This is a genomic window from Cellulosimicrobium sp. Marseille-Q8652 (assembly GCF_965112045.1).
Window position 1 is genome coordinate 113,903 of the sequence record NZ_CBCOPS010000001.1, and the last position, 22,189, is coordinate 136,091.

Sequence of the window (22,189 nt, forward strand, 5' to 3'; positions counted from 1 at the left end):
GGCACCGTCCCGGCCCTCGGCCCGCTGCGGTGCGCGCGGGGAGGCCGCCAGTGCGCTCCGAGCGCCCGCCACCGCGCAGGCCCCGCACACCCGCCCCCGCCGGGCACCCCTCGTCGCACCCCGACGTCGGTGGTCGCCCGCGCGCCGTCGAGAAGGACGACCCCATGACCATGCGCACCCCGACCAGCGGCCGGTCGACACCGGCACGCCACCGCCCGGACGACCGCACGCGCCGCGGCCCCGACCTCGAGCGCCAGTCGATCTCCTTCACGGTCGGCCTCTACCTGTTCATCGTCGTCGCGCTGCTGCTCGCCCACGTCACCGCCGGGGGTGTCGCATGACGGCCCTGCTCCCCGAGGTCGCGACCGTCCCCGCCGGCGCGCCCGTCCCCGCGGTCACCGCCGCGACGCCGCGGTTCGACCCCGCCGTCCTGCGCACCCGCTGGGTCCAGGTCCCGGCCGGCGACGCCGACGCCGCGGCCCGCGCCGCGGAGCACGGCGTCGACTTCGCGACGGCCGGCGGCCGGGTGTGGGAGACGGACGTGCACGTCTACCTCCCGGTCGCCGCGACCCGTCGCCACGGCGACGAGGTGCTGCACGAGCGGATCGTGCTCGCGCTCTCCGCCGACGTCGTCGCGACCGCGCAGCCCGTGCGCCACTACCCGGTGTTCGACAAGGCGATCGCGCGCATGCGGCGCACGCCGTGGCTCGTCGGCTCCGCGTACGGGATCGCGTACGCGCTGCTCTCCGCGCTCAACGAGGCCGCCGACCGCGTCGTCGCGCACGCGAGCGACCTGCTCGAGGAGATGTCGGACGAGATCGACGAGGCCACGCGAGGCGTCGACGCGCGCGGCCGCGAGATCGGCGTGCGCGACATGCAGGAGACCATCACGCGCATGAACCGTGCCGAGGAGATCGTCTCGCGCGCGCAGGAGTCGCAGCTCTCCCTCGCTCGCGCCGTCCGGCACCTGCGCAGCGAGATCGCCGACTCCGACCCGGTGCTCGCGGGCCTCGTCGAGACGCTCGTCGCCGACGTCGAGGGCGTCAAGGAGCACGCCGGGTTCGAGCACGAGAAGGTGCGCTACCTGCAGCAGGCCATCATGACGTCGCTCGACGTCAAGCAGGCGCAGATCGTCAAGGTCTTCACCATCATCACGGCCGTGTTCCTGCCGCCGACGCTCATCGCGTCGTTCTACGGCATGAACTTCACGCACATGCCCGAGCTCGACCGGCCGTACGGGTTCCCGCTCACCGTGCTGCTCACGCTCGTCGCCGCGGTCATCCCGCTCGCGTACATCAAGCGGCGCGGCTGGCTCCGGTGACGGCGCTCAGGCCGTCCCGGTGTCGACGAGGATCGTCACCGGGCCGTCGTTGACCAGCTCGACCTCCATGTGCGCGCCGAACTCGCCCGTCGCGACCTCGACGCCGCGCGCTCGCAGCGCCTCGACGACCGCGTCGACGAGCGGGCGTGCGACGTCGCCGGGCGCGGCACCGTTCCACGACGGCCGCCGCCCCTTGCGCACGTCGGCGTAGAGGGTGAACTGGCTGACGACGAGGACCGGGGCGCCCGTGTCGAGCACGGACCGCTCGCCGTCGAGCACGCGCAGGTCGGCGATCTTGCGCGCCACGGTCTCGACCTGCGCGGGGCCGTCGTCGTGGGTGGCCCCGACGAGCGCGACGATCCCGGGCCGGTCGATCGCCCCGACGACCTCGCGCGTCCCGTCGTCGCGCACCACGGTGACGCTCGCACGCGTCGCGCGCTGCAGCACGGCCCTCACGACACCGCCTCGATCCCGACCGCGCGCACGGCGCCGACCGGTCGACCACCGCCGAGCACGGGCACGTCACCCAGCGCGTCGAGCGCGGCGGCGTCCGCGCCGGGCACGGCCCGCGCGCCGAGACGACGCAGCGCCGCGGCGAGCACCGCGGGCCGGGGGCGCGCCGCGCCGTCGAGCACCTTGAACGCGACCGCGCGGCCGTCGGGCAGCCCCGCCCCGTACACGCCGTCGGCGCCGTCCTTCGCGACGAGACCCGGGACCGCACGCATGGCGCGCGTCGCGTCACGGTGCGAGCCGGCGACCATCTCGGGGAACGTGGACATCGCGCGCGCGACCTCGGCCTCCGCCGAGCCCGGGTCGCGCGCGGGAGCCCCCGCGAGGCGCCCGAACCCGCGCGCGAGACCGAGCACCGTCGTCGAGAACAGCGGCGCGCCGCACCCGTCGACGGTGACGTGGTCGACCGGGACGCCCGTCAGCTCGCCGACGACCTCACGCACCGCGACCTGCAGCGGGTGGTCCACCGCCAGGTAGGTCTCCGTGTCCCATCCCGCCGCGACGCACGTCGCGAGCATCGCCGCGTGCTTGCCCGAGCAGTTCTGCGTGACCGACGACGGCCCGCCGTGCTCGACCTGCCACGCGAACGCCGCCGGCGCGTGCAGCGGCATGTCGGGGGTGTTGCGCAGCGCCGACTCGTCGAGCCCGGCCCCGGCGAGGATCTCGCGCACGCCCGCGACGTGCTCGGCCTCGCCGTCGTGGCTCGCCGCCGCGAGCGCGAGCAGCCGCGGGGGCAGCGCGAGCCCGTGGCGCAGCATCGCGACGGCCTGGAAGGGCTTGACGCTCGACCGCGGCCAGATCACGACGTCCGGGTCGCCGAGCACGAGGTCCGGCTCGGCTCCGCGCGCGCCGTCGACCAGCACGAGGTGGCCGAGGTGCACCGACTCCACGAGGTCACCGCGCACCACCTCGGCGAGCGGGACCGCGTCCCGCGCCACCAACCCGCCGTGGGGAGCCGGCACCGCGGTCACCACCCGGTCGGGCGCCCGCCGCCCTGCCCTCCGCGCCGGCCGTTGCCGTACGGCTGCAGGCGCGGGCGCACGTCCACGAGGTACACGATCGCCGCGACGACCGCGATGAGGCCGAGGAAACCGAGGTTCGGCCCGCCGAACGGCAGCGACAGGAACCCGAGCAGCGCGGCGACCCCGAGGATGCCGAGCCAGACCGGCTTCGTCAGCTTGCCCTCGGCGGTGAAGGCGCTCGCGGGGCGCCGGGCGGCGTCCACCAGCGCGAACAGCTGGACCCCGAACACCAGGAGGGTGAGGAGCAGGTAGATGATCCACTGGAGGGACCCGACGATTCCGGACACGACACCGAGCCTACGGTCTGGTCGGCCGCAGCGGCACCACGCGACGCGTCGCGCCGTGGCTCAGGGCACGACGCGCAGACCGTGGTCGCGCGCCGCCGAGGCGACGAACGGGTCCCAGGCCGCGACGAGCGCGTCGTCGTGGGCGACGGTGAGCGCGCTCGCCACGTGCACGGCGTCGTTGGTCCGCAGCGCGGCGTCGCCGAGCAGCGCGGACGCGCGCGCGGCGACGTCGCTCGAGACCTCGACGACGTGCAGCGCGGGCCACAGGGACTCCCACGTGCCGAGCGCGTCCGCGTGGTCGTCCGCGCCGAGGGCGCCGGCGCGGCGGCCCGCGGCGAGCACCGAGCGCAGCTCGGTGTCGGTCAGCCGGCTGGTCACGACGACGTCCGCGCGGTTCCACAGCCTGCTCGCGAGGACGGAGCCCGGCTCCGGCACGCACAGCTTCACGAGCGCGCTCGCGTCGAAGTAGACGAGGGCCACGGCCGTCAGCGCCTGATGCGCCGCACGAGGGCCGCGACGCCGGAGGGGCGGCCACCCCGCGCGGTCGCCGCCGGGACCGCGACGGGCCGGGCCGACGTCGCGTCGTCGGGCACGACGACCGCGTGCACCGGGCGCTCCACGGAGGGCGGGCTGAGCACGCCGTCACGCGTGAGCTCGGTGACGAGGTCCGCGGTCGCGACGCCCGTCAGCCGTGCCACCGGGACGCCCCGCTCCGTGACGACGATCTCCTCCCCGGCCCGTGCCCGCTCGATCCATGACTTGAGCTCGGCGCGCAGCGCGCTGACGGGGACCTCCATCCCCCGACCGTACCGTCCGGGGGGCACCTGGCGAAGGGTGAAGACCGCCCGGTCGGCCCGCCGCCGGGTCACAGCTCGGGCAGGGCGTCCCGTGCCTGCTCGGGCGTCGCGCCGGCCGCCTCGAGGACGTCCACGAGCGGCGAGCGCAGGAGCATGACGAGCGACTGGACCTGCCAGTCCCCCTCCCCGACGGCGTGCGGGTCCGCGGTCCGGGCGACCTCGACGAGCACCTGGCGGGCCACGGCGGGGTCGCGACCCGCGCCGATCGCCTCGGCCAGCACGCGCGTGCCCGCGGCGAACCGCGCGACGAGGTCGGCGACGGGGGCGAGGTCGTGCTCGTCCGGCCCTCCGGCGACGGGCAGCGCGCGCCGGGCCAGGACGCGCACGCTGCGCATCGCGCGGTCGACGAGCACGGACTGGCGCTCGTGGTCGCCGAGCTCGTCGCGGTGCCGGCGGCCCGCGGCGCTGACCCGCGCGAGCTCGCGGGCCGACGACGCCGCGGACTGCCACTCCTCGAGCGACCCCTCCGACGCGCGGCCGCGCACGAGCGCCGCCTCGAGGTCCGCACGGTCGCGGGTGCGCAGCCCGCGCGTCAGGACCTCGAGCACCTGGGCGAGCTCCGTCGTCGCCTCCGCGCCCAGCAGCCGGGGCCGGCGCCGCGGGTCGCCCGGGGTGAGGGCCGCGACGGCGAGCGCGACGCCGCCGCCCACGAGCGCGTCCGTCCAGCGGCCGAGAGGTCCTCCGGCCTGCGCCGCGGGCAGGCCGACGATGACGACGGCCTGCACGCCGGCCTGGGTGGTGAGCATCGCCCCGCGGTCGATGAAGCGGGCGGCGAGCGCCGACACCCCGAGCACGACCGCGACCTGCCACCAGCCCGACCCGATGACGTGCACGACGAGGTCGCCCAGGCCGACCCCGATCGCGACGCCCACGGCGACCTCGAGGACGCGCCGGAGCTGGCGGTCCTGGCTGAACCCGAGACAGATCCACGCCGCCACGGGGGCGAAGAACGGCGCCGTGTGGCCGAGCCCGTACCGGGCGATGCCGAACGCCAGCCCGGCCGCGGCCGACGCCTGGAGGATCGGCCAGAAGGCGACGCGGACGCGTGACACGCCCTGGCGGACACGCGCCCGGAGCAGGAGCCGGCGCCACGCGGTCCGTGCCAGGTCGACCGCACCGGGACGGTCGTCCGCCTCCCTCGACGCGTCCGGCGTCACGGCGCGCCCGGGGTCACAGCATGCTCGACGGCGCGCCCTCGCCCCGTGGCGTCAGGCCCCGGGCGACCGGACCGCGCGGACCCGGCCGGTCGACCGAGACACCCTCGCCCGGGACCACGACCTCCTGCGCCGCGGTGATCGCGCCGCCGTCGCAGTCGACGAGCAGGACGGCGTCGTCGGGGACGCCGCGCTTGAGGACGGCGAGCGCGACGGGGCCCAGCTCGTGGTGCCGCGCGACCGACGTCACGGCGCCGACGGCACGGCCGTCGAGCGTGACCTCCGCGCCGGCCACCGGCAGCAGGTGTCCGGACCCGTCGAGGTGCAGCATGACGAGGCGGCGCGGCGGACGGCCGAGGTTGTGCACGCGCGCGATCGACTCCTGCCCGCGGTAGCAGCCCTTGTGCAGGTGCACGGACGTGCGCAGCCAGTCCGTCTCGTGCGGGATGGACCGGTGGTCCACCTCCGTCGCGAGGCGCGGGCGCCACGCCTCGACGCGCAGGGCCTCGCTCGCCCACGTGCCGACGAGGCGCCACCCGGCGGCCTCGCGCGCGGCGACGGCGTCGACGAGCCCGGCCCGCGGGACGAGCACGAGGCGCCACGGGCGGTCGCTCCCGGGGTGCTCGTCCTCCGGCGGACCGTACCGCGTGCCGCCGCCGACGACGTGCGGCCAGGGGTCGCGCCACGTGACCGGCTCGCCCTCGACGCCCTCCGCGTCGACGGGCTCGCCGAGCGCCGCGTACTCGTCGGTGACGTCGGCGACCTCGACGCGCAGCATGAACTTCATGCGGTCGAGCCAGGCCGCGAGGTCGGGTGCGTGCGACCGCTCGGTGACGAGCCACGTCGCCTCGCCGTCGTCGACGACGGCCGCGGCGTGCTCGACGTGCCCCTGCGGCGACAGGACGAGCAGCTCGGTCGACGTGCGCGGGGCCAGGGCGGTCAGGTCCTGGGACGTGATCGAGTGCAGCCACGAGAGGCGGTCGGGGCCCGCGACGCGGACGACCCCGAGGTACGACTGGTCGACGACGGCTCCCCCGGTCTGGAGCGCGCGCTGCTCGCCGGTGGGGTCGCCGTAGTGCCACGCGACGCCCGCGTCGGGGCCGGACGCCTCGACGGCGCCGTGCCGGGAGAGCAGGGGGCTGGTGTAGCCGGTGGTCACAGGGTCCTCCTTGGTCGTCGCCCGCGGCTCGGCGGGGCCGTGCGGCCCCGCGTCACGGTCAGGCCGCCGGGCGGCGGTCGAGCTTCGCGGACGCGTACGACTGCAACGGCTCGCCGAAGGCCGCCAATTCCCAGACCCACAGGAGCTGGCCCTCGACGAGGCCGTAGAGCCGCTTGGACGCCGCGATCTCGGCGGCCGTGCCCGTGCGGGCGATGAGGTCGCTCGCGAGGTCGACCCGGCCGTTGCCCACGGCGCCCAGGTACACCGCGACGCGGCCCGCCGGGTCGGCGAGGAGCACCTCGAGCGGGTGCCGGTCGTCCTCGAGGCCGTCCGGGCGGTCGGTCGACACGCGCCAGTAGCCGGTCTCGGTGGACCACACGGTGGAGCCGGCGACCGCCGCGTCGAGGGCGTCGGGGTCCCGCTCGGGCCACTCGCCCTCGCCGGGGACCGTCGCGGGCACCTCGGGCTCGAGCACCCTCAGGGTCGACTCGTAGCGCAGGTAGGGCCCTCCGTCGTGGTCGAACACGACGTCCTGGACGAAGGGCGTCTCCTCGACGCCCGGGTACTTGACGACCCCCTCGCCCCGCCAGCGGCCGACGAGCCAGGCGAGCGGGTACACCTCGGGCGCGAGCCCTTCCGGGAACTCGAACGGCATGAGCGACCACCTCCGGGTCGGGACGTCAGGGCCAGGTCGGCGAGGAGGTCAGCGCTGACCCTTGTAGAGCTTGTAGACGACGTACCCGGCGAACCACGTGATGGTCACGGTGGCCGCGATGAGCAGGCCGAGGAAGATCAGCTCGAGAGTGTGCGGGCTCATGGGCCCGATCCTACAAGCCGTCCCCGCACGGAGGGCCGCCGGGGCCCGTGCCGCCGGTCACGCGCGAGGAGCCTCCCGCTACGCTCGGCCGGGTGACCACCGCACCCTCGGCGGGCCCGTCCGCCGCCGCACCTGCTCGCTCGCTCGTCGTCAAGGCCACGTCGGGCCTGGACCGCCCGGAGGCGGCCAACCAGGCGTTCACCGTCGCGGCGGCGGCCCTCGCCGCGGGCGTCGAGGTGAGCGTGTGGCTCACGGGCGAGGCGGCGTGGTTCGGCCTCCCCGGTCGTGCCGCCGAGCTCGAGCTCGAGCACGCCGCCCCGCTGCCCGACCTCCTGGACGCGGTCCTCGCCGCCGGCACCCTCACCGTGTGCACGCAGTGCGCCGCACGGCGCGGCATCACGCCCGACGACGTCCTGCCGGGCGTGCGGATCGCCGGCGCCGCGGTCTTCGTCGAGGAGGCCCTGCGCGAGGGCGCCCAGGCGCTCGTGTACTGAGGCCGCTGCGGCCCGGCTCCGGCGGCCCGGCGTCAGAGCGCCGGCGCCCGCCGGGACCGGAGACGGCGCAGCAGCAGGTACGTCTCGCACCCGAGGCACAGCCCGAACGCGGCGTTGAGGACGGCCGCCACCAGGGCGACCGCCGCGGCCAGGGGCACCGCGGCCGGCACGCCCAGCAGACCCAGCACGACGCCCGTCGCCGTGATGACGAAGCCGACGAGCTGGGCGAACCGCGGGGGCGCCGGGTCCTCGCGCTCGTCCGTCGGCCCGATGCGCGGGAGCAGGAGGACGCGGTAGACCCACGCCTGCCAGGTCCGCTGCGCGCCGCCGACCGCCCCGACGGCGAAGCTCGCGGCGACGACGGCCAGGAGCACGAGCGCCGCCGTCGACGTCCACAGGAGGATCGTCACGGCGAGCAGCAGCGCCGTCATGCCCGCCGCGGCGCGGGGCCCGCGCGGGTCGATGCCGGGCGCTCCGGCGTCCTCGGCCGGTGCGGGCTCGGCGGGATGGGACATCGGGTCTCCTCGGGGTGGGGCGGCGTGCCGCCGGGTTCGGGTGGTGCTGCGTGCCCGCCGGGTCCGCGTCGTCTCGTCGGGATCCCGGCGCCGGGTCCCCGGCCCCTCAGCCCGTGCGGGCGAGCGGCGGGTCCCCGACCGCCAGGGCCGCGACCGCCTGGCGGCGGTTCATCGCGCCGCTCGCGCGGGCCGTCTCCCGCCCGTCCGCGTCGAGGACGAGGACGGTCGGGGTCAGCAGTATGCCGAACGCGAGCACGAGGTCGAGGTGCTCGTCCACGTCCAGCTCGCGGTGCGCCACCCCGTCGTGGCTGCTCGCCACCTCGGCGAGCACGCGCGCCGTCGACCGGCAGGGCGCGCACACCGCGGCGGAGAGCTGGAGGAAGGTCCGGCGGGCGCCGAGCTCCACGCCGTGCGCCGCCCAGTCGAACCGTTCCGCGGCACCGCCGACCGCGGCGCCCGGCCGGGTACGGACCGCGCCCTGGTGTCGCTGCCACCACGCGCCGAGCACGACGGCGACGGCCAGTGCCCCGAGGAGGGTGAGGACGGGGACGAGCGCTCCCCCGGTCATCCCACGATCACCCGGCCCACCACGAAGATGAGCGTCCCGCCCACCGCGACCGGCAGCGCGGTCGCCGAGAACGCGCCGAGGCGCCCCCGCAGCTCGGGCAGCTGGTCGAACAGCGCGTGGAGCGACGCGACGAGCAGCCCGGCGACGACGCCGGACCACACCCCGTCGACCAGGTCGAGGTCCGGCATGACGAACCCGACGGCGCCCCCGGACACGACGGCGAGCGCGAGCGTGAGGCCAGCGATCGTCCACCCGCCGAGCGGGAGCGCGGACACCGCCGACGCGACGGCGAGCGCGACGGCGCACGTCACGACGAGCGACGCCCCGGCGTCGGTCCGGCCCGTCGCGATCCACCCCGCGCACGACACCGCCACGACGATCCCGCTCACGGTGCCGATGAGCGACTCGACGAGCCGCGGTCGCCCGTCGCGCCGGAGCAGCTCCGCGACGAACGCGAGCACGACGGACAGCGCCAGGACCACCGGCAGGTGGCGCAGCGCCGGCTCGCCCTCGGTGGCCACCGTCGCCGCGACGGCTCCCAGCCCGGCCACCGCGATGACGATGCGGGTACCGCCGTGGACGGGGATGTCGAGCAGGCGCGGCCAGCCGATCGCGACGACGAGCGCGAGCGCGCCGGCCGCCGCGGCCAGCGTCTCGGGTCCGAAGAACGCGGCGACGGCGATGCCCGCGGCGAGGCACGCCGTGACGACGGCACGGGTCGAGAGGTCCACGAGCGGTCAGCACCCCGCTCGGGCGGTCGAAGAGGTCGTCGAGTGGCACAGCACGCCTCAGAGTGTCGCAGACGACCGTCGTGGACGAGGGTCGGCCACCCCTGCGCGGGCCTGTCCGAGCGCCCCCGCGGTGCGCCGCGGTGAGACGTTCGCCGTGCGTCGGGCCACCACGCGATACGGTAACCATCCACGGACCGAGCACGTCCCGCCACCAGACGAGACGCGCGCGGGCGACGATGGAACGCGAGACCACGAGACGCGACGAGGCGGGCGCCACGCGCGTCCCGTCCCCGGAAGGAGGTGCCAGCAGTGGCCGACCTGCTGATCCTCACCCCTGCCACCGGAGGTTCCGTCGAGGTCCTTCCCGCGCTGGGCCTGCTCTCCCACCGCATCCGGGTCCTGCCGATGGAGCCGTCCGCGCTCGTCGACGCCCCCGACTCGGACGTCGTGCTGCTCGACGCGCGGCGCGACCTCGTGGCCGCACGCACCACGTGCCGTCTCCTGCACGCCACGGGGCTGACCGTCCCGCTCGTCCTCGTCCTCACGGAGGGTGGGCTCACGGTCGTCACCGCCGAGTGGGGCGCGGACGACCTGCTGCTCGAGACCGCGAACCCCGCCGAGGTCGAGGCGCGGCTGCGGCTCGTCGTCGAGCGCTCGGCGAGGGGCCCGTCGGACGACGGGCCGCAGGAGATCTCCGCGGGCGAGCTCGCGATCGACGCGAGCGGGTACACCGCACGCCTGCGCGGCCGCCCCATCGACCTGACGTACAAGGAGTTCGAGCTCCTCAAGTACCTCGTCCAGCACCCGGGCCGCGTCTTCACGCGCGCGCAGCTGCTGCAGGAGGTGTGGGGCTACGACTACTACGGCGGCACGCGCACCGTGGACGTCCACGTGCGGCGCCTGCGCGCGAAGCTCGGCCCGGAGCACGAGCAGCTCATCGGGACGGTCCGCAACGTCGGCTACCGGTTCGACCCGCCCAAGGACCGCCGGCCGGCCGCCGACGACGACGCCCAGGACGCCGAGGGACGCGGGCCCCGGGGGGCCGGTGCCTCGCGGGACGGGGGCGCGGGCGCACCGGTAGGTTCGTCCGGGTGACGGCCGACACCTCCGACTTCACGTCAGCACTCCCGGACGGGCCGTGGCGGCACGAGTTCGTCCCCGCGAACGGGGCCCGCTTCCACGTCGCGCTCGCCGGCCCCGAGGACCGCGGGGTCCGCGACCCCGGGCCGCCGCTCGTGGTGCTCCTCCACTCGTTCCCCCAGTTCTGGTGGGCGTGGCGGCACCAGGTGGAACCGCTCGCCGAGGCCGGGTACCGGGTCGCCGCGATGGACCTGCGCGGCGTCGGCGCGTCGGACAAGCCGCCGATCGGGTACGACGCCCCCACCCGGACACGCGACATCGCCGGGGTGATCCGCTCGCTCGGCGCCGGCAGCGCCGTCGTCGTGGGGCACGGCACGGGCGGGAGCCTCGCGTGGGCCATGGCCTCGCTCCAGCCGGCCGTGACCGCGGGGGTGGCGGCCTTCTCCGCACCCCACCCGGCACGCATGCACGCGTCCTCGCGCCGGCTGCTCACCGCCGCGGCGCGCCGCCACCTCGCGTTCTTCCAGCTCCCGACGCTGCCGGAGCGCGCCCTGACGTCCGGTGACCTCGTGGACCACGTCCTCGCCGACGGCGCCGCCCGCGCCTTCGACGACGACGTCGTCGCCGCCTACCGCACCGTCATGCGCATCCCGTTCGCCGCGCACACCGCCATGGAGTCGCTCCGGTGGGCCGTGCGCTCGACCCCGCGTCCCGACGGCCGGCGCTTCCTCAACGCGCTGCGCCGTCCCGTCGACGTCCCGACGCTGCAGGTGCACGGCGGGCGCGACGGCCTGCTGCGCCGCGAGCTCGCCGACGCCGACGGCGCCGCGCTCGCCCGCGACTTCCGGTTCGAGGTGCTGCCCGACGTCGGGCACTACCTCCCCGAGGAGGCGCCCGGCGACGTCACGGACGTCCTGCTCGACTGGCTGCCGCGCGCGGCCCGCGTCTGAGCGGGCGCTCAGCCGGTCGCGACGGGACTCAGGCGGTCTTGACGAGCGCCGCCGCCTTCTCCGGGTCCGTCTCGCCGACGCCGTAGGAGGGGCACCACTGCGCGATGCTGCACGCCCCGCACGCCGGCTTCCGCGCGAAGCAGACGCGACGGCCGTGGAAGATCAGCCGGTGCGACAGCATGGTCCACTCGGACTTCTCGATCAGGCCGCCGACGACCTGCTCGACCTTGACCGGGTCCTCCTCGGCCGTCCAGCCGAGGCGCCGCACGAGCCGCCCGAAGTGCGTGTCGACCGTCAGACCGGGGATGCCGAAGGCGTTGCCCAGCACGACGTTCGCCGTCTTGCGCCCCACCCCCGGGAGGGTCACGAGGTCGTCGAGGCGTGCCGGCACCTCGCCGTCGAACCGTTCGACGAGTGCCTGCCCGATCCCGATCACCGACTGGGCCTTCGCCCGGAAGAAGCCCGTGGGCCGCAGGATGTCCTCGAGCTCGGCCCGGTCCGCCGCCGCGTACGCCGCGGCGTCGGGATACGTCTCGAACAGCTCCGGCGTCGTGAGGTTCACGCGCTTGTCCGTGGTCTGCGCCGACAGCACGGTGGCGATCAGCAGCTCGAGGGGGGTCGTGAAGTCGAGCTCGCAGCGGGCGTCCGGGTACGTCAGCGCGAGCTCGCGGTTGGTCCGCCGCGCCCGCCGCACGAGACCCAGGTGCGACTCGCCGCCGCCCGCCGGACCCCTCGCCCTCGACCGCGACGTCGTGGTCGGACGTGTCACGGGAACCTGCTCGGCGTCGGTCACACGGCCACGGTAGCGCGCCCGCCCGACACCCGAGTTGCGACGGTAGGGCAGACTTGGGGCTGAAAGATGACGAGGACGAGACGAAGGACACCCCGCGTGGACGACGACGTTGTGCTCTCCGCCCCCCTGTTCGCGACGATGGACGCGGACGAGACGCGCACCCTCTTCGAGTCGATGCAGCAGATCGAGCTCTCCCGGGGCGACGTGCTGTTCCGCGAGGGGGAGCCGGGCGACCGCCTGTACGTGATCGCGAGCGGCAAGATCAAGCTGGGCCGCCGCTCCAACGACGGGCGCGAGAACCTGCTGTCGATCCTCGGGCCGGGCGAGATGTTCGGCGAGCTGTCCCTGTTCGACCCGGGCCCGCGCACCGCGACCGCGAGCTCCGTCGCCGACTCCGTGATCTACGAACTCGGCCACGACCAGCTCGTCGAGTGGATCGAGAAGCACCCCTCCGTCGCGAAGCACCTCCTCAACGCGCTCGCGCGGAGGCTGCGCCGCACCAACGAGACGCTCGCCGACCTCGTCTTCTCCGACGTCCCCGGCCGCGTCGCCAAGGCCCTCCTCGACCTGTCGACCCGATTCGGCGAGGACACCGACGAGGGCGTCCGCGTCGCGCACGACCTCACGCAGGAGGAGCTCGCACAGCTCGTCGGCGCGTCGCGCGAGACCGTGAACAAGGCGCTCGCCGACTTCGCGACGCGCGGCTGGGTCCGCCGCGAGGGCCGCGCGGTCGTCCTGCTCGACCTGGACCGCCTGGAGCGCCGCGCGCGCTGAGCCGCGTCACGCGGCTCTCGTCGGGTCGCCCCGGGTGAGTGCGGGTGGGGACGCCCCACCCGCACCCTCGGACGCGCGCGGACGACGCGACGGGCTACTCCGCGAGCTCGACGACCAGCTCGACCTCGACCGGGGAGTCGAGCGGGAGGACGGCGACGCCGACGGCGCTGCGCGCGTGGACGCCCGCGTCGCCGAGGACGTCGGCGAGGACGGTGCTCGCGCCGTTGACGACGGCGGGCTGGCCGGTGAACGACGGGTCGCTCGCGACGAAGCCGACGACCTTGACGACCCGCACGACCTGGTCGAGGTCGCCGACGAGGGCGTGGACCGCCGCCAGGGCGTTCAGGGCGCAGACGCGGGCGAGGTGCGCGGCGTCCTCCGGCGGGACGAGGCCCTCGCCGTCGCCCACCTTCCCGGTCGCGGGCAGCACTCCGTCGACGAACGGGAGCTGCCCGGACGTGTAGACGTACCGGCCGGTGCGCACCGCGGGGACGTAGGCGGCGACGGGTGCCGCGACGCCGGGCAGCGTGATGCCGAGCTCGGCGAGGCGCGCGGCGACCGTGCCGGGTGCGGCGGGAGCGCCGTCGGCCACTACTTCTCCCCGGTCGGGCGCTTGAGGTAGGCGACGAGGCCGTTGCCGTCGGGGCCGGTGACGACCTGGACGAGCTCCCAGCCGTCGGAGCCCCACTGGTCGAGGACGGCCTTCGTGTTGTGGATGATCAGGGGGATGGTCGCGTACTCCCAGGTGGTTGCCATGGGGCGAGCGTAGCGGCCCGCCGTCGTGCCCGCGGGGTGTCCCGCGCCACCTCTCCGAGCTGCTCGCGGCGGCGTCCCGGAGCGCCTTCGGTCGTGTCGCGGGCGGTTCCTCGGGATGCTCACACAACTCGCACACCGCCCGGATCAGGCTCGCCGGGTTCTGGTCCGGGGGCTCCCGTAGGGTTGGCACCATGGCTTCCCCTGTGCGCCCTCGCGGTCGACAGATCAACGCGTACCAGCTCGTGGCGCTCTTCCTGGCGTTCGTGCTGGTGTCCGGCGTCGGCGGCGTCCTCGCGGCGGGTCTGGTCGTCCCCCTCGCCGCGGGCGCCAACACCGCGACGGACAGCGCGCTCGAAGTGTTCGACGAGCTGCCCGCGGACCTCGAGCCGGGACCGCTCGCGGAGCAGTCGCGCGTGTACGCGAACGACGGCACGACGCAGCTCGCGACGTTCTACACCGAGAACCGCATCGTGGTCCCCCTCGACGAGGTGTCGGAGCCGATGCAGAACGCCGTCATCGCGATCGAGGACAAGCGGTTCTGGCAGCACGGGGGCATCGACCTCGAGGGCATCCCGCGCGCGGCGGTGAACAACGTCCTCAAGAAGGACACGCAGGGCGCGTCGACGCTGACGCAGCAGTACGTGAAGAACGTCCTCATCGAGAAGGCGGTCCGTGAGGACGACACGATGGGGATCTGGGAGGCCAAGGAGAGCACGCTCGGCCGCAAGGCCCGCGAGGCCAAGCTCGCGATCTCGCTCGAGAAGCAGATGACCAAGGAGGAGATCCTCCAGGGCTATCTCAACATCGCGCAGTTCGGCCGCTCCGTCTACGGCGTCGAGACGGCGGCGCAGCACTACTTCTCCAAGAGCGCCAAGGACGTCAACTACCTCGAGGCGGCGACGATCGCCGGCGTGACCAAGGGCCCGTCGCTCTACGACCCGACGGCGAACCCCGAGGCCGCGCAGGGCCGCCGCAACACCGTGCTCAACACGATGTACGCGCAGGGGTTCATCACCAAGGAGGAGTACGACACCGGTCGTGCCACGCCGCTCGCCGACACCCTCAAGGTCAAGCCGGTCGAGGTCGGCTGCCAGGCGGCCGGCGGGTCCGCGTTCTTCTGCGACTACGTCACGAAGGTCATCATCTCGGACCCGGCGTTCGGCGAGACCGCCGAGGACCGCCAGGCCCTCCTCTACCGGGGCGGCCTGGACATCTACACGACGCTCGACCCCCGGATGCAGGCCGCGGCGGAGCAGCACGCGAAGACCGCCGTGCCGCCGGAGGACCCGTCGGGCATCGAGGACGCGATCGTCACGGTCGAGCCGGGGACGGGCAAGATCCTCGCGATGGCGCAGAACCGCGACTACGACGCGACGCAGGAGCCGGCGCCGAACACGACCGCGGTCAACTACAGCGTGGACCAGGCGCACGGGTCGTCGAACGGGTTCTCCCCCGGCTCGACCTGGAAGCCGTTCCTGCTCTCCGAGTGGCTCAAGTCCGGTCACTCCCTGTTCGAGACCGTGAGCGCCAACAAGCGCACGTGGAACCAGAGCCGTGACTTCCACGCGAGCTGTGCCCTCATCGCGGGCGACGACTGGACCCCGGGCAACTCCGACGGCGCGGGCAGCGGCTCGATGAGCGTCCTCAAGGCGACCTACAACTCGGTCAACACCGCGTACACGACGATGGCCAGCCAGCTCGACCTCTGCAACGTCGCGAGCACCGCGGCGAGCATCGGGTTCAAGCCGTCCATGCTCCAGGACGAGGGCGCGGTCAAGGTGGTGCCGTCCATGGTCATCGGCACCCAGAACTCGTCGCCGCTCCAGATGGCCGCGGCCTACGCGACGTTCGCCAGCGGCGGGACGTACTGCGACCCGATCGCCATCACCAAGGTCGTCGACGGGAACGGCGAGGAGCTGACCGTCCCGTCGGCCAACTGCAACCCGAACGCGCTCGACCCCGCCATCGCGAACACGGTCACGTACGCGCTGCAGCAGGTGATGACGCAGGGGTCCGGCCGACGCGCACCGCTCGACGGCCGCCCGTCCGCCGGCAAGACCGGCACCTCCCAGCTGAGCCGGCACAACTGGTTCATCGGCTACACCCCGCAGCTCGTCACGGCGGTCTGGATCGGCAACGCCGAGAGCGACGTGTCGATGAGCAACGGCTTCACGATCAACGGCGTCTCGCGGCGGTGGTGGTACGGCTCCGACCTCGCGGCCCCCACGTGGCGCGACTACATGAACACCGTGCTCGCCGGCGCGCCGGTCGTGGGCTTCCCCGAGCCCGACTGGGGCAGGGTCAACGCTCCCGCTCCGCCGCCTCCGCCGACCGCCCCCCAGGGCGGCGACACGGGCGGCGACACGGGTGGCGACACCCCGCCGCCGGCCCAGGAGGGCGCACAGCCGCCGGCGGACGCCGACGGGGGCGACCGCGGCGATCGCGGAGACCGGGGCGGCGACGAGGGCCGTGGGGCTCTCGAGGACTTCCTCGGTGACCTCGGCGGCGGCGGAGGGAACGACTGAGCGCCCGCGGGCGCGTCGCCGGGCAGGCTCTCGGGGTGCTCGCCGTCGCAGGCGTCGGCGCGCTGGCCTACGCCCACGTCGAGACGAAGCTCTTCACGCTGCGCGAGGTGACCGTCCCGGTCCTGCCGCCCGGCGCGCGCGACCTGCGCGTGCTGCACGTCTCGGACCTGCACCTCGTCCCGACGCAGCAGCGCAAGATCGACTGGATCAGGTCGCTCGCGGAGCTCGAGCCGGACCTCGTCGTCGACACGGGCGACAACCTCGCCCACGTCGACGCCCTCGAGCCGCTCCTGCACGCCCTCGAGCCGCTGCTCGACTCCACGCCCGGCCTGTTCGTCATGGGGTCGAACGACTACTACGCGCCGTCGCCCAAGAACCCGGCACGCTACCTCCTCCCCGACGCGCGCGTGTCGCGGTCCGAGCCGCCGCGCGAGCTCCCCGCCGCGGAGCTCGCCGCGGCGTTCCGCGACGCCGGCTGGGTGGACCTGACGAACCGGCGCGACGTCGTCGAGGTCGCCGGCGTGCGCCTCGACCTCGTCGGCGTGGACGACCCGCACCTCGACCGGGACGTGTTCCCGGACGGCGAGCTGTCCCGGACGCTGGGCGCGGACCTGCGCCTGGGCGTCACGCACGCGCCGTACCGCCGGGTCCTCGACCAGATGCACGCCGACGGGTCGGACGTGATCATCGCCGGGCACACCCACGGCGGGCAGCTCTGCGTCCCGGGCTTCGGTGCGCTCGTCACGAACTGCGACCTCGACCGCCGTCGGGCGAAGGGCCTGCACGGCTGGCCGGGGGCGCGGCCGGACGAGGACGGCGGCGAGGCGTCGACCTGGCTGCACGTGTCGGCGGGTGCCGGGACGTCGCCGTACGCCCCGTTCCGCTTCGCGTGCCGGCCCGAGGCGACGCTGCTCACGCTGACGACCCGCTGACGTCCTCCCGATGTCGCGCGGCGCGTCCGGCCGGCCCGGCCGGGGTCACGGACCGACGTCGGCCACGTCACGTGGACCCGGTTTCGTCGCACGGCACATCGTCGGCTATTCTGGGCAGGCTTCCCCCGCGGAAGGTCAGGATCTCCTGGCCGCCGAGCACTGTGCGCAGTGCCCGACGACGCGTGGTGGGCAACCGGGGTGTGGCGCAGCTTGGTAGCGCGCTTCGTTCGGGACGAAGAGGTCGCAGGTTCAAATCCTGTCACCCCGACCAGCCGAGAGGCCCTCTGCACAGCGGGAACGCTGAGCGGGGGGCCTCTCGTCATGTCCCGGGACGTCGGTCCGGCGGGGCGGCGCGTGCTGCTACGTTCACCCGCATGCGGACGACACGGTGGGCGGTCCTCGGCCCGGGTCAGATCGGGGGCTGGTTCGCGCGGGCGCTGCCGCGCTCGGAGCACGGGACGCTCCACGCCGTGGCGAGCAGCGACCCCGACCGGGCGGAGGCGTTCGCCCGCACCCACGGTGCCCCCGTGACCGGGACGTACGCGGAGATCCTCGCCCGCGACGACGTCGACGCCGTCTACGTCTCCACGGTCCACACGACGCACGCGGACCTCGCGGTCGCCGCCCTCGCCGCGGGCAAGGCGGTGCTGTGCGAGAAGCCGGTCGCTCCGACGGCCGCCGAGACGGAGCGCGTCCTCGACGCGGCGGCGGCCCACGGCCTGCCGTTCGTCGAGGCGTACAAGCACCGGTTCGGCCCGCTGGCGAGCGCGTTGCACGCGACGGTCGCCGACGGGACGCTCGGCACCCCGCTCCACGCGAGCTCGGCGTTCGGGTTCGCCGCCGCGGAGCGGTCGGGGCGGCTGTTCGACCCCGCCCTCGCGGGCGGGGCGATCCTCGACGTCGGCGGCTACCCGGTGGCGTTCGCCGTGGGGGTCGCCGCCGCGGCCGGCGTGGACCTCGCCACGCTCGGCGTCGTCCGCGCCACGGGCCACGTCGGCGCGACGGGGGTCGACGAGCACGCGTCGGCGACGATCGGCGCCGAGCGTCTCACGGCCGACGTGGAGTGCTCGATCGTCGCGGACCTGGCGCGGTCCGCGACGATCGCCGGCCCGGCCGGGGCCCTCCGGCTCGACGACGCGTACGGCAGCCGCAGCGACTCGGCGTCGTCGTTCGTCGTGCGCGCCCGAGGGGACGAGCGCGTCGTCGACGCCCGGTCGGTGGACCCGTTCGCCGCCGAGGCGGACGCCGTCTCGCGCGCGCTCGCCGACGGCCGGACCGAGGCACCCGAGATGCCGTGGGAGCACACACGGGCCGTCGCGCGCCTCCTCGAGCAGTGGCGCACGGCGCTCGACGCCTGACGACCGGCGACGACGGCGCCCACGCCGCGGCGTCTCAGCCCAGGAAGACCTGGGAGCAGAGCATCTGCTCGGCGTCGCCCGTCCCGTCGAGGACGCACCCGACGCCCACGCGCGTCAGCGTCGGGTCGAGAAGGTTCGCGCGGTGGCCCGGCGAGCCCTCCCACGCCTCGACGACCCGTACGGGGCTCGCCGCAGCACGGCTGAGGTTCTCCGCCGCCACGCCCGACGGCGGGTCGCACGACGCGATGACCTCGTCCAGGGGGGCGTGCTCCAGCTCCGGGTTCCCGACGAGCGCCGCCGCCCGCCCCGTGGCGACCTCGGCCGCGCACGGGTCCGTCGCCAGGGCGCCGAGCTCGGCCGCGGCGCGGAGCGCGTTGGTCTCGGAGACCACCAGGTCCGCGTAGGCCGCGGGGTCCGTGGGGTCGAGGACGAGCTCGTCCGGAGCGGGCGCCGTCGTCGCCGTCTCGACCGGGCGCGTCTCGGCGCGCGACGCCCCGGTCCGCTCCACGGTCTCGTCCCCCGCCGTCGTGGCGCACGCGGCGACGAGCGCGACGCACAGGGCGGCCGGGACCGGCGCCCACCGGGCCACGCTCACGGCCTCCCGAGCGCGCGATACGTCCATCCCGCGCCGCGCCAGGCGTCCGCGTCCAGCGCGTTGCGGCCGTCGACGACGCGCGGCGCGGCCACGAGCCCGAAGAGCTTCCCCGGGTCGAGGTCGCGGTACTCGCGCCACTCGGTGAGCACGAGGACCGCGTCGACGCCGTCGACCGCCTCCTCGACCGTGTCCGCGTAGCGCAGGTGCGGCGCCTTGCGGCGCGCGTTCGCGACCGCCTGGGGGTCGGTCACGACGACGCGGGCGCTCCGGGCGTGCAGGCGCTCCGCGACGTCGAGCGCCGGGGAGTCGCGCACGTCGTCGCTGTCCGGCTTGAACGCCGCGCCGAGGACCGCGATGCGCGCGCCCGCGAGCGGCCTGCCGTCGAGCACGCCGACCGTGAGCTCGACCATGCGCTCGCGACGCCGCAGGTTGATGGCGTCCACCTCGCGCAGGAAGCTCACCGCGGGATCGGCGTGCAGCTCCTCGGCGCGTGCCATGAACGCCCGGATGTCCTTGGGCAGGCACCCGCCGCCGAACCCCAGCCCCGCGTTGAGGAAGCGCCGGCCGATCCGCTCGTCGAGACCGATCGCGTCGGCGAGCTGCGTCACGTCGCCCCCGGTCACCTCGCACAGCTCGGCCATCGCGTTGATGAACGAGATCTTCGTCGCGAGGAACGAGTTGGCCGCGACCTTGACGAGCTCGGCCGTCGGCCGGTCCGTCACGAGGCGCGGCGTGCCCTCCGCGATCGGGACCGCGTAGACCTCGTCGAGGACGGCGACCGTCCGGTCGCGCGCACCGTCGTCGGGCACGCCGTAGACGAGACGGTCGGGGTGCAGCGTGTCCTGGACCGCGAAGCCCTCCCTGAGGAACTCGGGGTTCCACACCAGCGCGGCGTCGGGTCGAGCGGCGGCGAGCTCCGCCGCGAGACGTCCTGCGGTGCCGACCGGCACCGTGGACTTGCCCACCACGAGCGCCTCGGGGGCGACGTGGGGCAGCAGCGCGCGGAACGCGGCGTCGACGTAGGTGAGGTCGGCGGCGTAGGAGTCGGCGCGCTGCGGGGTGCCCACGCACACGAAGTGCACCGCGGCGTCGGCGGCCTCCCCGATGTCGGTCGTGAACCTCAGGCGCCCGGTCGCGCCGGCCTCGGCGAGGAGCTCCGGCAGGCCGGGCTCGTAGAACGGCGCGCGGCCGGACGCGAGCGACGCGACCTTCGCCGCGTCGACGTCGACGCCCACGACGTCGTGGCCGAGCGTCGCCATGCACGCCGCGTGGACGGCGCCGAGATAGCCGCACCCGATGACCGAGATCTTCATGTCTCCCCCTGCTGTGAGTCCCGACGCGCCTGCTGCACGCCGCGGGGGCCGCGAGGCGGCCCACGGTGGTCAGCGCCCGGTGCGGGGCGCGACGACCTCGTCGAACGTCGACGTCGGCGCGAACGGCGTCCCCGCGGGAACGCGCTCCGTCGCGGGCTCCTCGACCGGGTCCGGCGCAGCCGTGGCCGGTCGGTCGGCCTCCGCCGGCGGCGCGGGGCGGTCGGCCCGCAGCAGCCCGCGGACGCCGCGCCTGCTCCCGTGCGCGGGCTCCGCCCGGCGCGTGCGGGACGGCTCCTGCGGCGCCTCGCTCGTGTACTCGTAGTACGAGTACCCGTACGCACCCGTCCCCGGCCCCGTGAGCGGGACCCGGTTGACGACGACGCCCAGGAGCCGTGCACCGACGGTCTCCAGGGCCGAGACGGCTCCCTGGACCTGCTGGCGGTGCACCGTGCCCGCGCCCGTCACGAGGATGGCGCCGCCCGTGCGCCGGGCGAGGATCGCTGCGTCGGTCACCGGCAGGAGCGGCGGCGAGTCGATGACCACGACGTCGTACTCCGCGCCGAGACGCTCGACGAGCTCCGACATCGCGGTGGAGCCCAGGAGCTCGCTCGGGTTGGGCGGGATCTGGCCCGCGGCGACGACGTCGAGCGCGCCGCTCCCCCACGGCTGGACGGCGTCCTCGAGCGCGACCTTGCCGATGAGCACGGTCGTCAGCCCCACGGAGCCCTCGATGCCCATATACTTGGCGACCGACGGACGGCGCAGGTCCGCGTCGACGAGGACCACCCGCTGTCCCGCGTCGGCGAGGGTGATGGCGAGGTTGATGCTCGTCGTCGTCTTGCCCTCGCCGGGGAGGGCCGACGTCATGACGACGGTGCGGGCACGCTCGCCCAGCTCGAGGAACTGCAGGTTGGTGCGCAGGCGGCGGAACGCCTCGGCGCGCAGCGCCTGCGGCGACTCCTGCACGATGAGCGGGTGCTCGGGCGCGTCCTCCTCGTACCCGATGACGCCGAGCACCGGGGCGTCGGTGACGGCCTCGACGTCGGCGGTCGACCGGACACGCGTGTCGAGCAGCTCGCGCGCGACCGCGAGCCCGACGCCGAGCGCCAGGCCGACGACGAGGCCGAGCGCGAGGTTGAGCGTGAGGTTCGGGGACGACGGCGACGTGGGCACCGTCGCGGTCCGCACGGTGCTGATCTGGACGGGCGAGTCGCCCCCCGCGGCCGGCGTCTCGAGCTCGCCGACGACGTCCGCCAGCGAGCCGGCGGTGGCGTTGGCGATCGCCGCGGCCAGCTGCGGCGACTCGTCCGTCGCCGTGACGTCGATGAGCACGGTGTCGAGCGGCGAGTCCGCCCGGACGCGCGCGGCGAGCGAGCCCGCGTCGTCGGTCAGCCCGAGCTCCTCGATCACCGGCTCGAGCACGCGCGGGCTCGTCACGAGCTCGGTGTACGACTTGACCTGGCGCACCGTGAAGTTCGACCCCTGGAGCAGGTCGCTGGTGCTGTCGGACCCGGCGACCGACACGAAGACCTGTGCCCGTGCCGTGTAGGTCGCCGTGGCGACGACCGACCAGACCCCGGCGACCAGCGCGCCGGCGAGCGTGAGCGCCAGCACCGAGACCCAGCGCTTGCGGAGCAGCATGACGTAGTCGGCGATTCCCATCGTTCCCCCTGTTTCC

General features: G+C 75.1%; 26 protein-coding genes and 1 tRNA gene. 10 read left to right on the forward strand and 17 right to left on the reverse strand.

The genetic code is table 11. From position 1 onward, the window contains the following. The first annotated feature begins 164 nt into the window (after positions 1–164). Both ACWPWV_RS00500 and ACWPWV_RS00505 read left to right on the forward strand, forming a co-directional pair. On the forward strand, positions 165–341 hold the full coding sequence (locus ACWPWV_RS00500; protein ID WP_454041050.1) for a hypothetical protein: 177 nt from the start codon (positions 165–167) through the stop codon (positions 339–341). After that, a complete protein-coding gene (locus ACWPWV_RS00505; RefSeq protein ID WP_454041051.1) occupies positions 338–1,321 on the forward strand; it encodes a CorA family divalent cation transporter in 984 nt (327 codons plus the stop codon). Before ACWPWV_RS00500 ends, ACWPWV_RS00505 begins: the two co-directional genes overlap by 4 nt. A 6-nt stretch (positions 1,322–1,327) precedes the next feature. Here ACWPWV_RS00505 and dtd read toward each other — a convergent pair whose 3' ends face one another. The 8 genes from dtd to ACWPWV_RS00545 all read right to left on the reverse strand — a co-directional run bounded on the left by dtd (position 1,328) and on the right by ACWPWV_RS00545 (position 6,965). After that, complete coding sequence (gene dtd, locus ACWPWV_RS00510; protein ID WP_454041052.1) at positions 1,328–1,777, reverse strand: D-aminoacyl-tRNA deacylase; 450 nt, start codon at positions 1,775–1,777, stop codon at positions 1,328–1,330. Continuing rightward, positions 1,774–2,793: an asparaginase gene (locus ACWPWV_RS00515; RefSeq protein ID WP_454041053.1), complete on the reverse strand. Its 1,020-nt coding sequence runs from the start codon at positions 2,791–2,793 to the stop codon at positions 1,774–1,776. Before ACWPWV_RS00515 ends, dtd begins: the two co-directional genes overlap by 4 nt. Positions 2,794–2,798: 5 nt before the next feature. Next, positions 2,799–3,140: a DUF2516 family protein gene (locus ACWPWV_RS00520; protein WP_454041054.1), complete on the reverse strand. Its 342-nt coding sequence runs from the start codon at positions 3,138–3,140 to the stop codon at positions 2,799–2,801. Between the two features lie 60 nt (positions 3,141–3,200). Then, entirely contained in the window at positions 3,201–3,620 is a 420-nt protein-coding gene (locus ACWPWV_RS00525; protein WP_454041055.1) for a type II toxin-antitoxin system VapC family toxin, read from the reverse strand. A 5-nt stretch (positions 3,621–3,625) separates the two neighbouring features. Continuing rightward, complete coding sequence (locus ACWPWV_RS00530) at positions 3,626–3,937, reverse strand: type II toxin-antitoxin system Phd/YefM family antitoxin (RefSeq protein WP_454041056.1); 312 nt, start codon at positions 3,935–3,937, stop codon at positions 3,626–3,628. A 68-nt stretch (positions 3,938–4,005) separates the two neighbouring features. Then, the gene (locus ACWPWV_RS00535) at positions 4,006–5,049 is read right to left on the reverse strand and encodes an FUSC family protein (protein WP_454041057.1); all 1,044 of its coding nucleotides are present in this window, start codon (positions 5,047–5,049) and stop codon (positions 4,006–4,008) included. A gap of 118 nt (positions 5,050–5,167) precedes the next feature. Further along, a complete protein-coding gene (ygfZ, locus tag ACWPWV_RS00540) occupies positions 5,168–6,310 on the reverse strand; it encodes a CAF17-like 4Fe-4S cluster assembly/insertion protein YgfZ (RefSeq protein ID WP_454041058.1) in 1,143 nt (380 codons plus the stop codon). Between the two features lie 58 nt (positions 6,311–6,368). After that, the gene (locus ACWPWV_RS00545) at positions 6,369–6,965 is read right to left on the reverse strand and encodes an FABP family protein (protein WP_454041059.1); all 597 of its coding nucleotides are present in this window, start codon (positions 6,963–6,965) and stop codon (positions 6,369–6,371) included. A gap of 254 nt (positions 6,966–7,219) precedes the next feature. Between ACWPWV_RS00545 and ACWPWV_RS00550 the strand changes: the two genes are divergently transcribed. After that, the gene (locus ACWPWV_RS00550) at positions 7,220–7,621 is read left to right on the forward strand and encodes a DsrE family protein (protein ID WP_454041060.1); all 402 of its coding nucleotides are present in this window, start codon (positions 7,220–7,222) and stop codon (positions 7,619–7,621) included. Between the two features lie 32 nt (positions 7,622–7,653). Here the strand turns inward: ACWPWV_RS00550 and ACWPWV_RS00555 are convergent, their stop codons facing one another. The 3 genes from ACWPWV_RS00555 to ACWPWV_RS00565 form a co-directional block, all read right to left on the reverse strand. Further along, complete coding sequence (locus tag ACWPWV_RS00555; protein WP_454041061.1) at positions 7,654–8,136, reverse strand: DUF4395 domain-containing protein; 483 nt, start codon at positions 8,134–8,136, stop codon at positions 7,654–7,656. Positions 8,137–8,242: 106 nt separating this feature from the next. Further along, positions 8,243–8,704 (reverse strand): thioredoxin family protein, encoded by a 462-nt coding sequence (locus ACWPWV_RS00560; RefSeq protein WP_454041062.1) that lies wholly within the window; start codon positions 8,702–8,704, stop codon positions 8,243–8,245. Then, the gene (locus tag ACWPWV_RS00565; protein WP_454041063.1) at positions 8,701–9,435 is read right to left on the reverse strand and encodes a hypothetical protein; all 735 of its coding nucleotides are present in this window, start codon (positions 9,433–9,435) and stop codon (positions 8,701–8,703) included. The genes ACWPWV_RS00560 and ACWPWV_RS00565 overlap by 4 nt, the downstream gene beginning before the upstream one ends. 309 nt (positions 9,436–9,744) lie before the next feature. Between ACWPWV_RS00565 and ACWPWV_RS00570 the strand changes: the two genes are divergently transcribed. Together ACWPWV_RS00570 and ACWPWV_RS00575 are read left to right on the forward strand one after the other, a co-directional pair. Then, the gene (locus ACWPWV_RS00570; RefSeq protein ID WP_454041064.1) at positions 9,745–10,530 is read left to right on the forward strand and encodes a winged helix-turn-helix transcriptional regulator; all 786 of its coding nucleotides are present in this window, start codon (positions 9,745–9,747) and stop codon (positions 10,528–10,530) included. Continuing rightward, positions 10,527–11,465: an alpha/beta fold hydrolase gene (locus ACWPWV_RS00575; RefSeq protein WP_454041065.1), complete on the forward strand. Its 939-nt coding sequence runs from the start codon at positions 10,527–10,529 to the stop codon at positions 11,463–11,465. The genes ACWPWV_RS00570 and ACWPWV_RS00575 overlap by 4 nt, the downstream gene beginning before the upstream one ends. 28 nt (positions 11,466–11,493) lie before the next feature. On the opposite strand, the gene nth is transcribed toward ACWPWV_RS00575, so the two are convergent. Continuing rightward, complete coding sequence (nth, locus tag ACWPWV_RS00580; RefSeq protein ID WP_454042780.1) at positions 11,494–12,234, reverse strand: endonuclease III; 741 nt, start codon at positions 12,232–12,234, stop codon at positions 11,494–11,496. Between the two features lie 120 nt (positions 12,235–12,354). Here nth and ACWPWV_RS00585 point away from each other — a divergent pair, with 120 nt between their 5' ends. Continuing rightward, positions 12,355–13,032, forward strand: coding sequence for a Crp/Fnr family transcriptional regulator (locus tag ACWPWV_RS00585; protein WP_454041066.1), 678 nt, complete (start codon positions 12,355–12,357; stop codon positions 13,030–13,032). A 94-nt stretch (positions 13,033–13,126) separates the two neighbouring features. On the opposite strand, the gene ACWPWV_RS00590 is transcribed toward ACWPWV_RS00585, so the two are convergent. After that, positions 13,127–13,624 (reverse strand): RidA family protein, encoded by a 498-nt coding sequence (locus tag ACWPWV_RS00590; RefSeq protein WP_454041067.1) that lies wholly within the window; start codon positions 13,622–13,624, stop codon positions 13,127–13,129. After that, positions 13,624–13,788 carry a hypothetical protein gene (locus tag ACWPWV_RS00595; protein ID WP_021481786.1) on the reverse strand — a complete coding sequence of 55 codons (165 nt, stop codon included), beginning with the start codon at positions 13,786–13,788 and terminating at the stop codon, positions 13,624–13,626. The genes ACWPWV_RS00590 and ACWPWV_RS00595 overlap by 1 nt, the downstream gene beginning before the upstream one ends. 191 nt (positions 13,789–13,979) lie before the next feature. On the opposite strand from ACWPWV_RS00595, the gene ACWPWV_RS00600 reads away from it, so the two are divergent. The 4 genes from ACWPWV_RS00600 (at position 13,980) to ACWPWV_RS00615 (ending at position 18,603) form a co-directional block, all read left to right on the forward strand. Further along, positions 13,980–16,313 (forward strand): transglycosylase domain-containing protein, encoded by a 2,334-nt coding sequence (locus tag ACWPWV_RS00600; RefSeq protein ID WP_454041068.1) that lies wholly within the window; start codon positions 13,980–13,982, stop codon positions 16,311–16,313. Positions 16,314–16,348: 35 nt separating this feature from the next. Next, positions 16,349–17,245: a metallophosphoesterase gene (locus tag ACWPWV_RS00605; RefSeq protein WP_454041069.1), complete on the forward strand. Its 897-nt coding sequence runs from the start codon at positions 16,349–16,351 to the stop codon at positions 17,243–17,245. 194 nt (positions 17,246–17,439) lie between these two features. Continuing rightward, a tRNA-Pro gene (locus ACWPWV_RS00610) sits at positions 17,440–17,516 on the forward strand. Between the two features lie 103 nt (positions 17,517–17,619). Beyond that, complete coding sequence (locus ACWPWV_RS00615; protein WP_454041070.1) at positions 17,620–18,603, forward strand: Gfo/Idh/MocA family protein; 984 nt, start codon at positions 17,620–17,622, stop codon at positions 18,601–18,603. Positions 18,604–18,637: 34 nt separating this feature from the next. Here ACWPWV_RS00615 and ACWPWV_RS00620 read toward each other — a convergent pair whose 3' ends face one another. The 3 genes from ACWPWV_RS00620 to ACWPWV_RS00630 all read right to left on the reverse strand — a co-directional run bounded on the left by ACWPWV_RS00620 (position 18,638) and on the right by ACWPWV_RS00630 (position 22,173). After that, the gene (locus ACWPWV_RS00620) at positions 18,638–19,198 is read right to left on the reverse strand and encodes a CAP domain-containing protein (RefSeq protein WP_454041071.1); all 561 of its coding nucleotides are present in this window, start codon (positions 19,196–19,198) and stop codon (positions 18,638–18,640) included. After that, entirely contained in the window at positions 19,195–20,511 is a 1,317-nt protein-coding gene (locus ACWPWV_RS00625) for a UDP-glucose dehydrogenase family protein (protein ID WP_454041072.1), read from the reverse strand. The genes ACWPWV_RS00620 and ACWPWV_RS00625 overlap by 4 nt, the downstream gene beginning before the upstream one ends. A gap of 69 nt (positions 20,512–20,580) precedes the next feature. Then, positions 20,581–22,173 carry a polysaccharide biosynthesis tyrosine autokinase gene (locus ACWPWV_RS00630; RefSeq protein ID WP_454041073.1) on the reverse strand — a complete coding sequence of 531 codons (1,593 nt, stop codon included), beginning with the start codon at positions 22,171–22,173 and terminating at the stop codon, positions 20,581–20,583. Between the last annotated feature and the right edge of the window lie 16 nt (positions 22,174–22,189).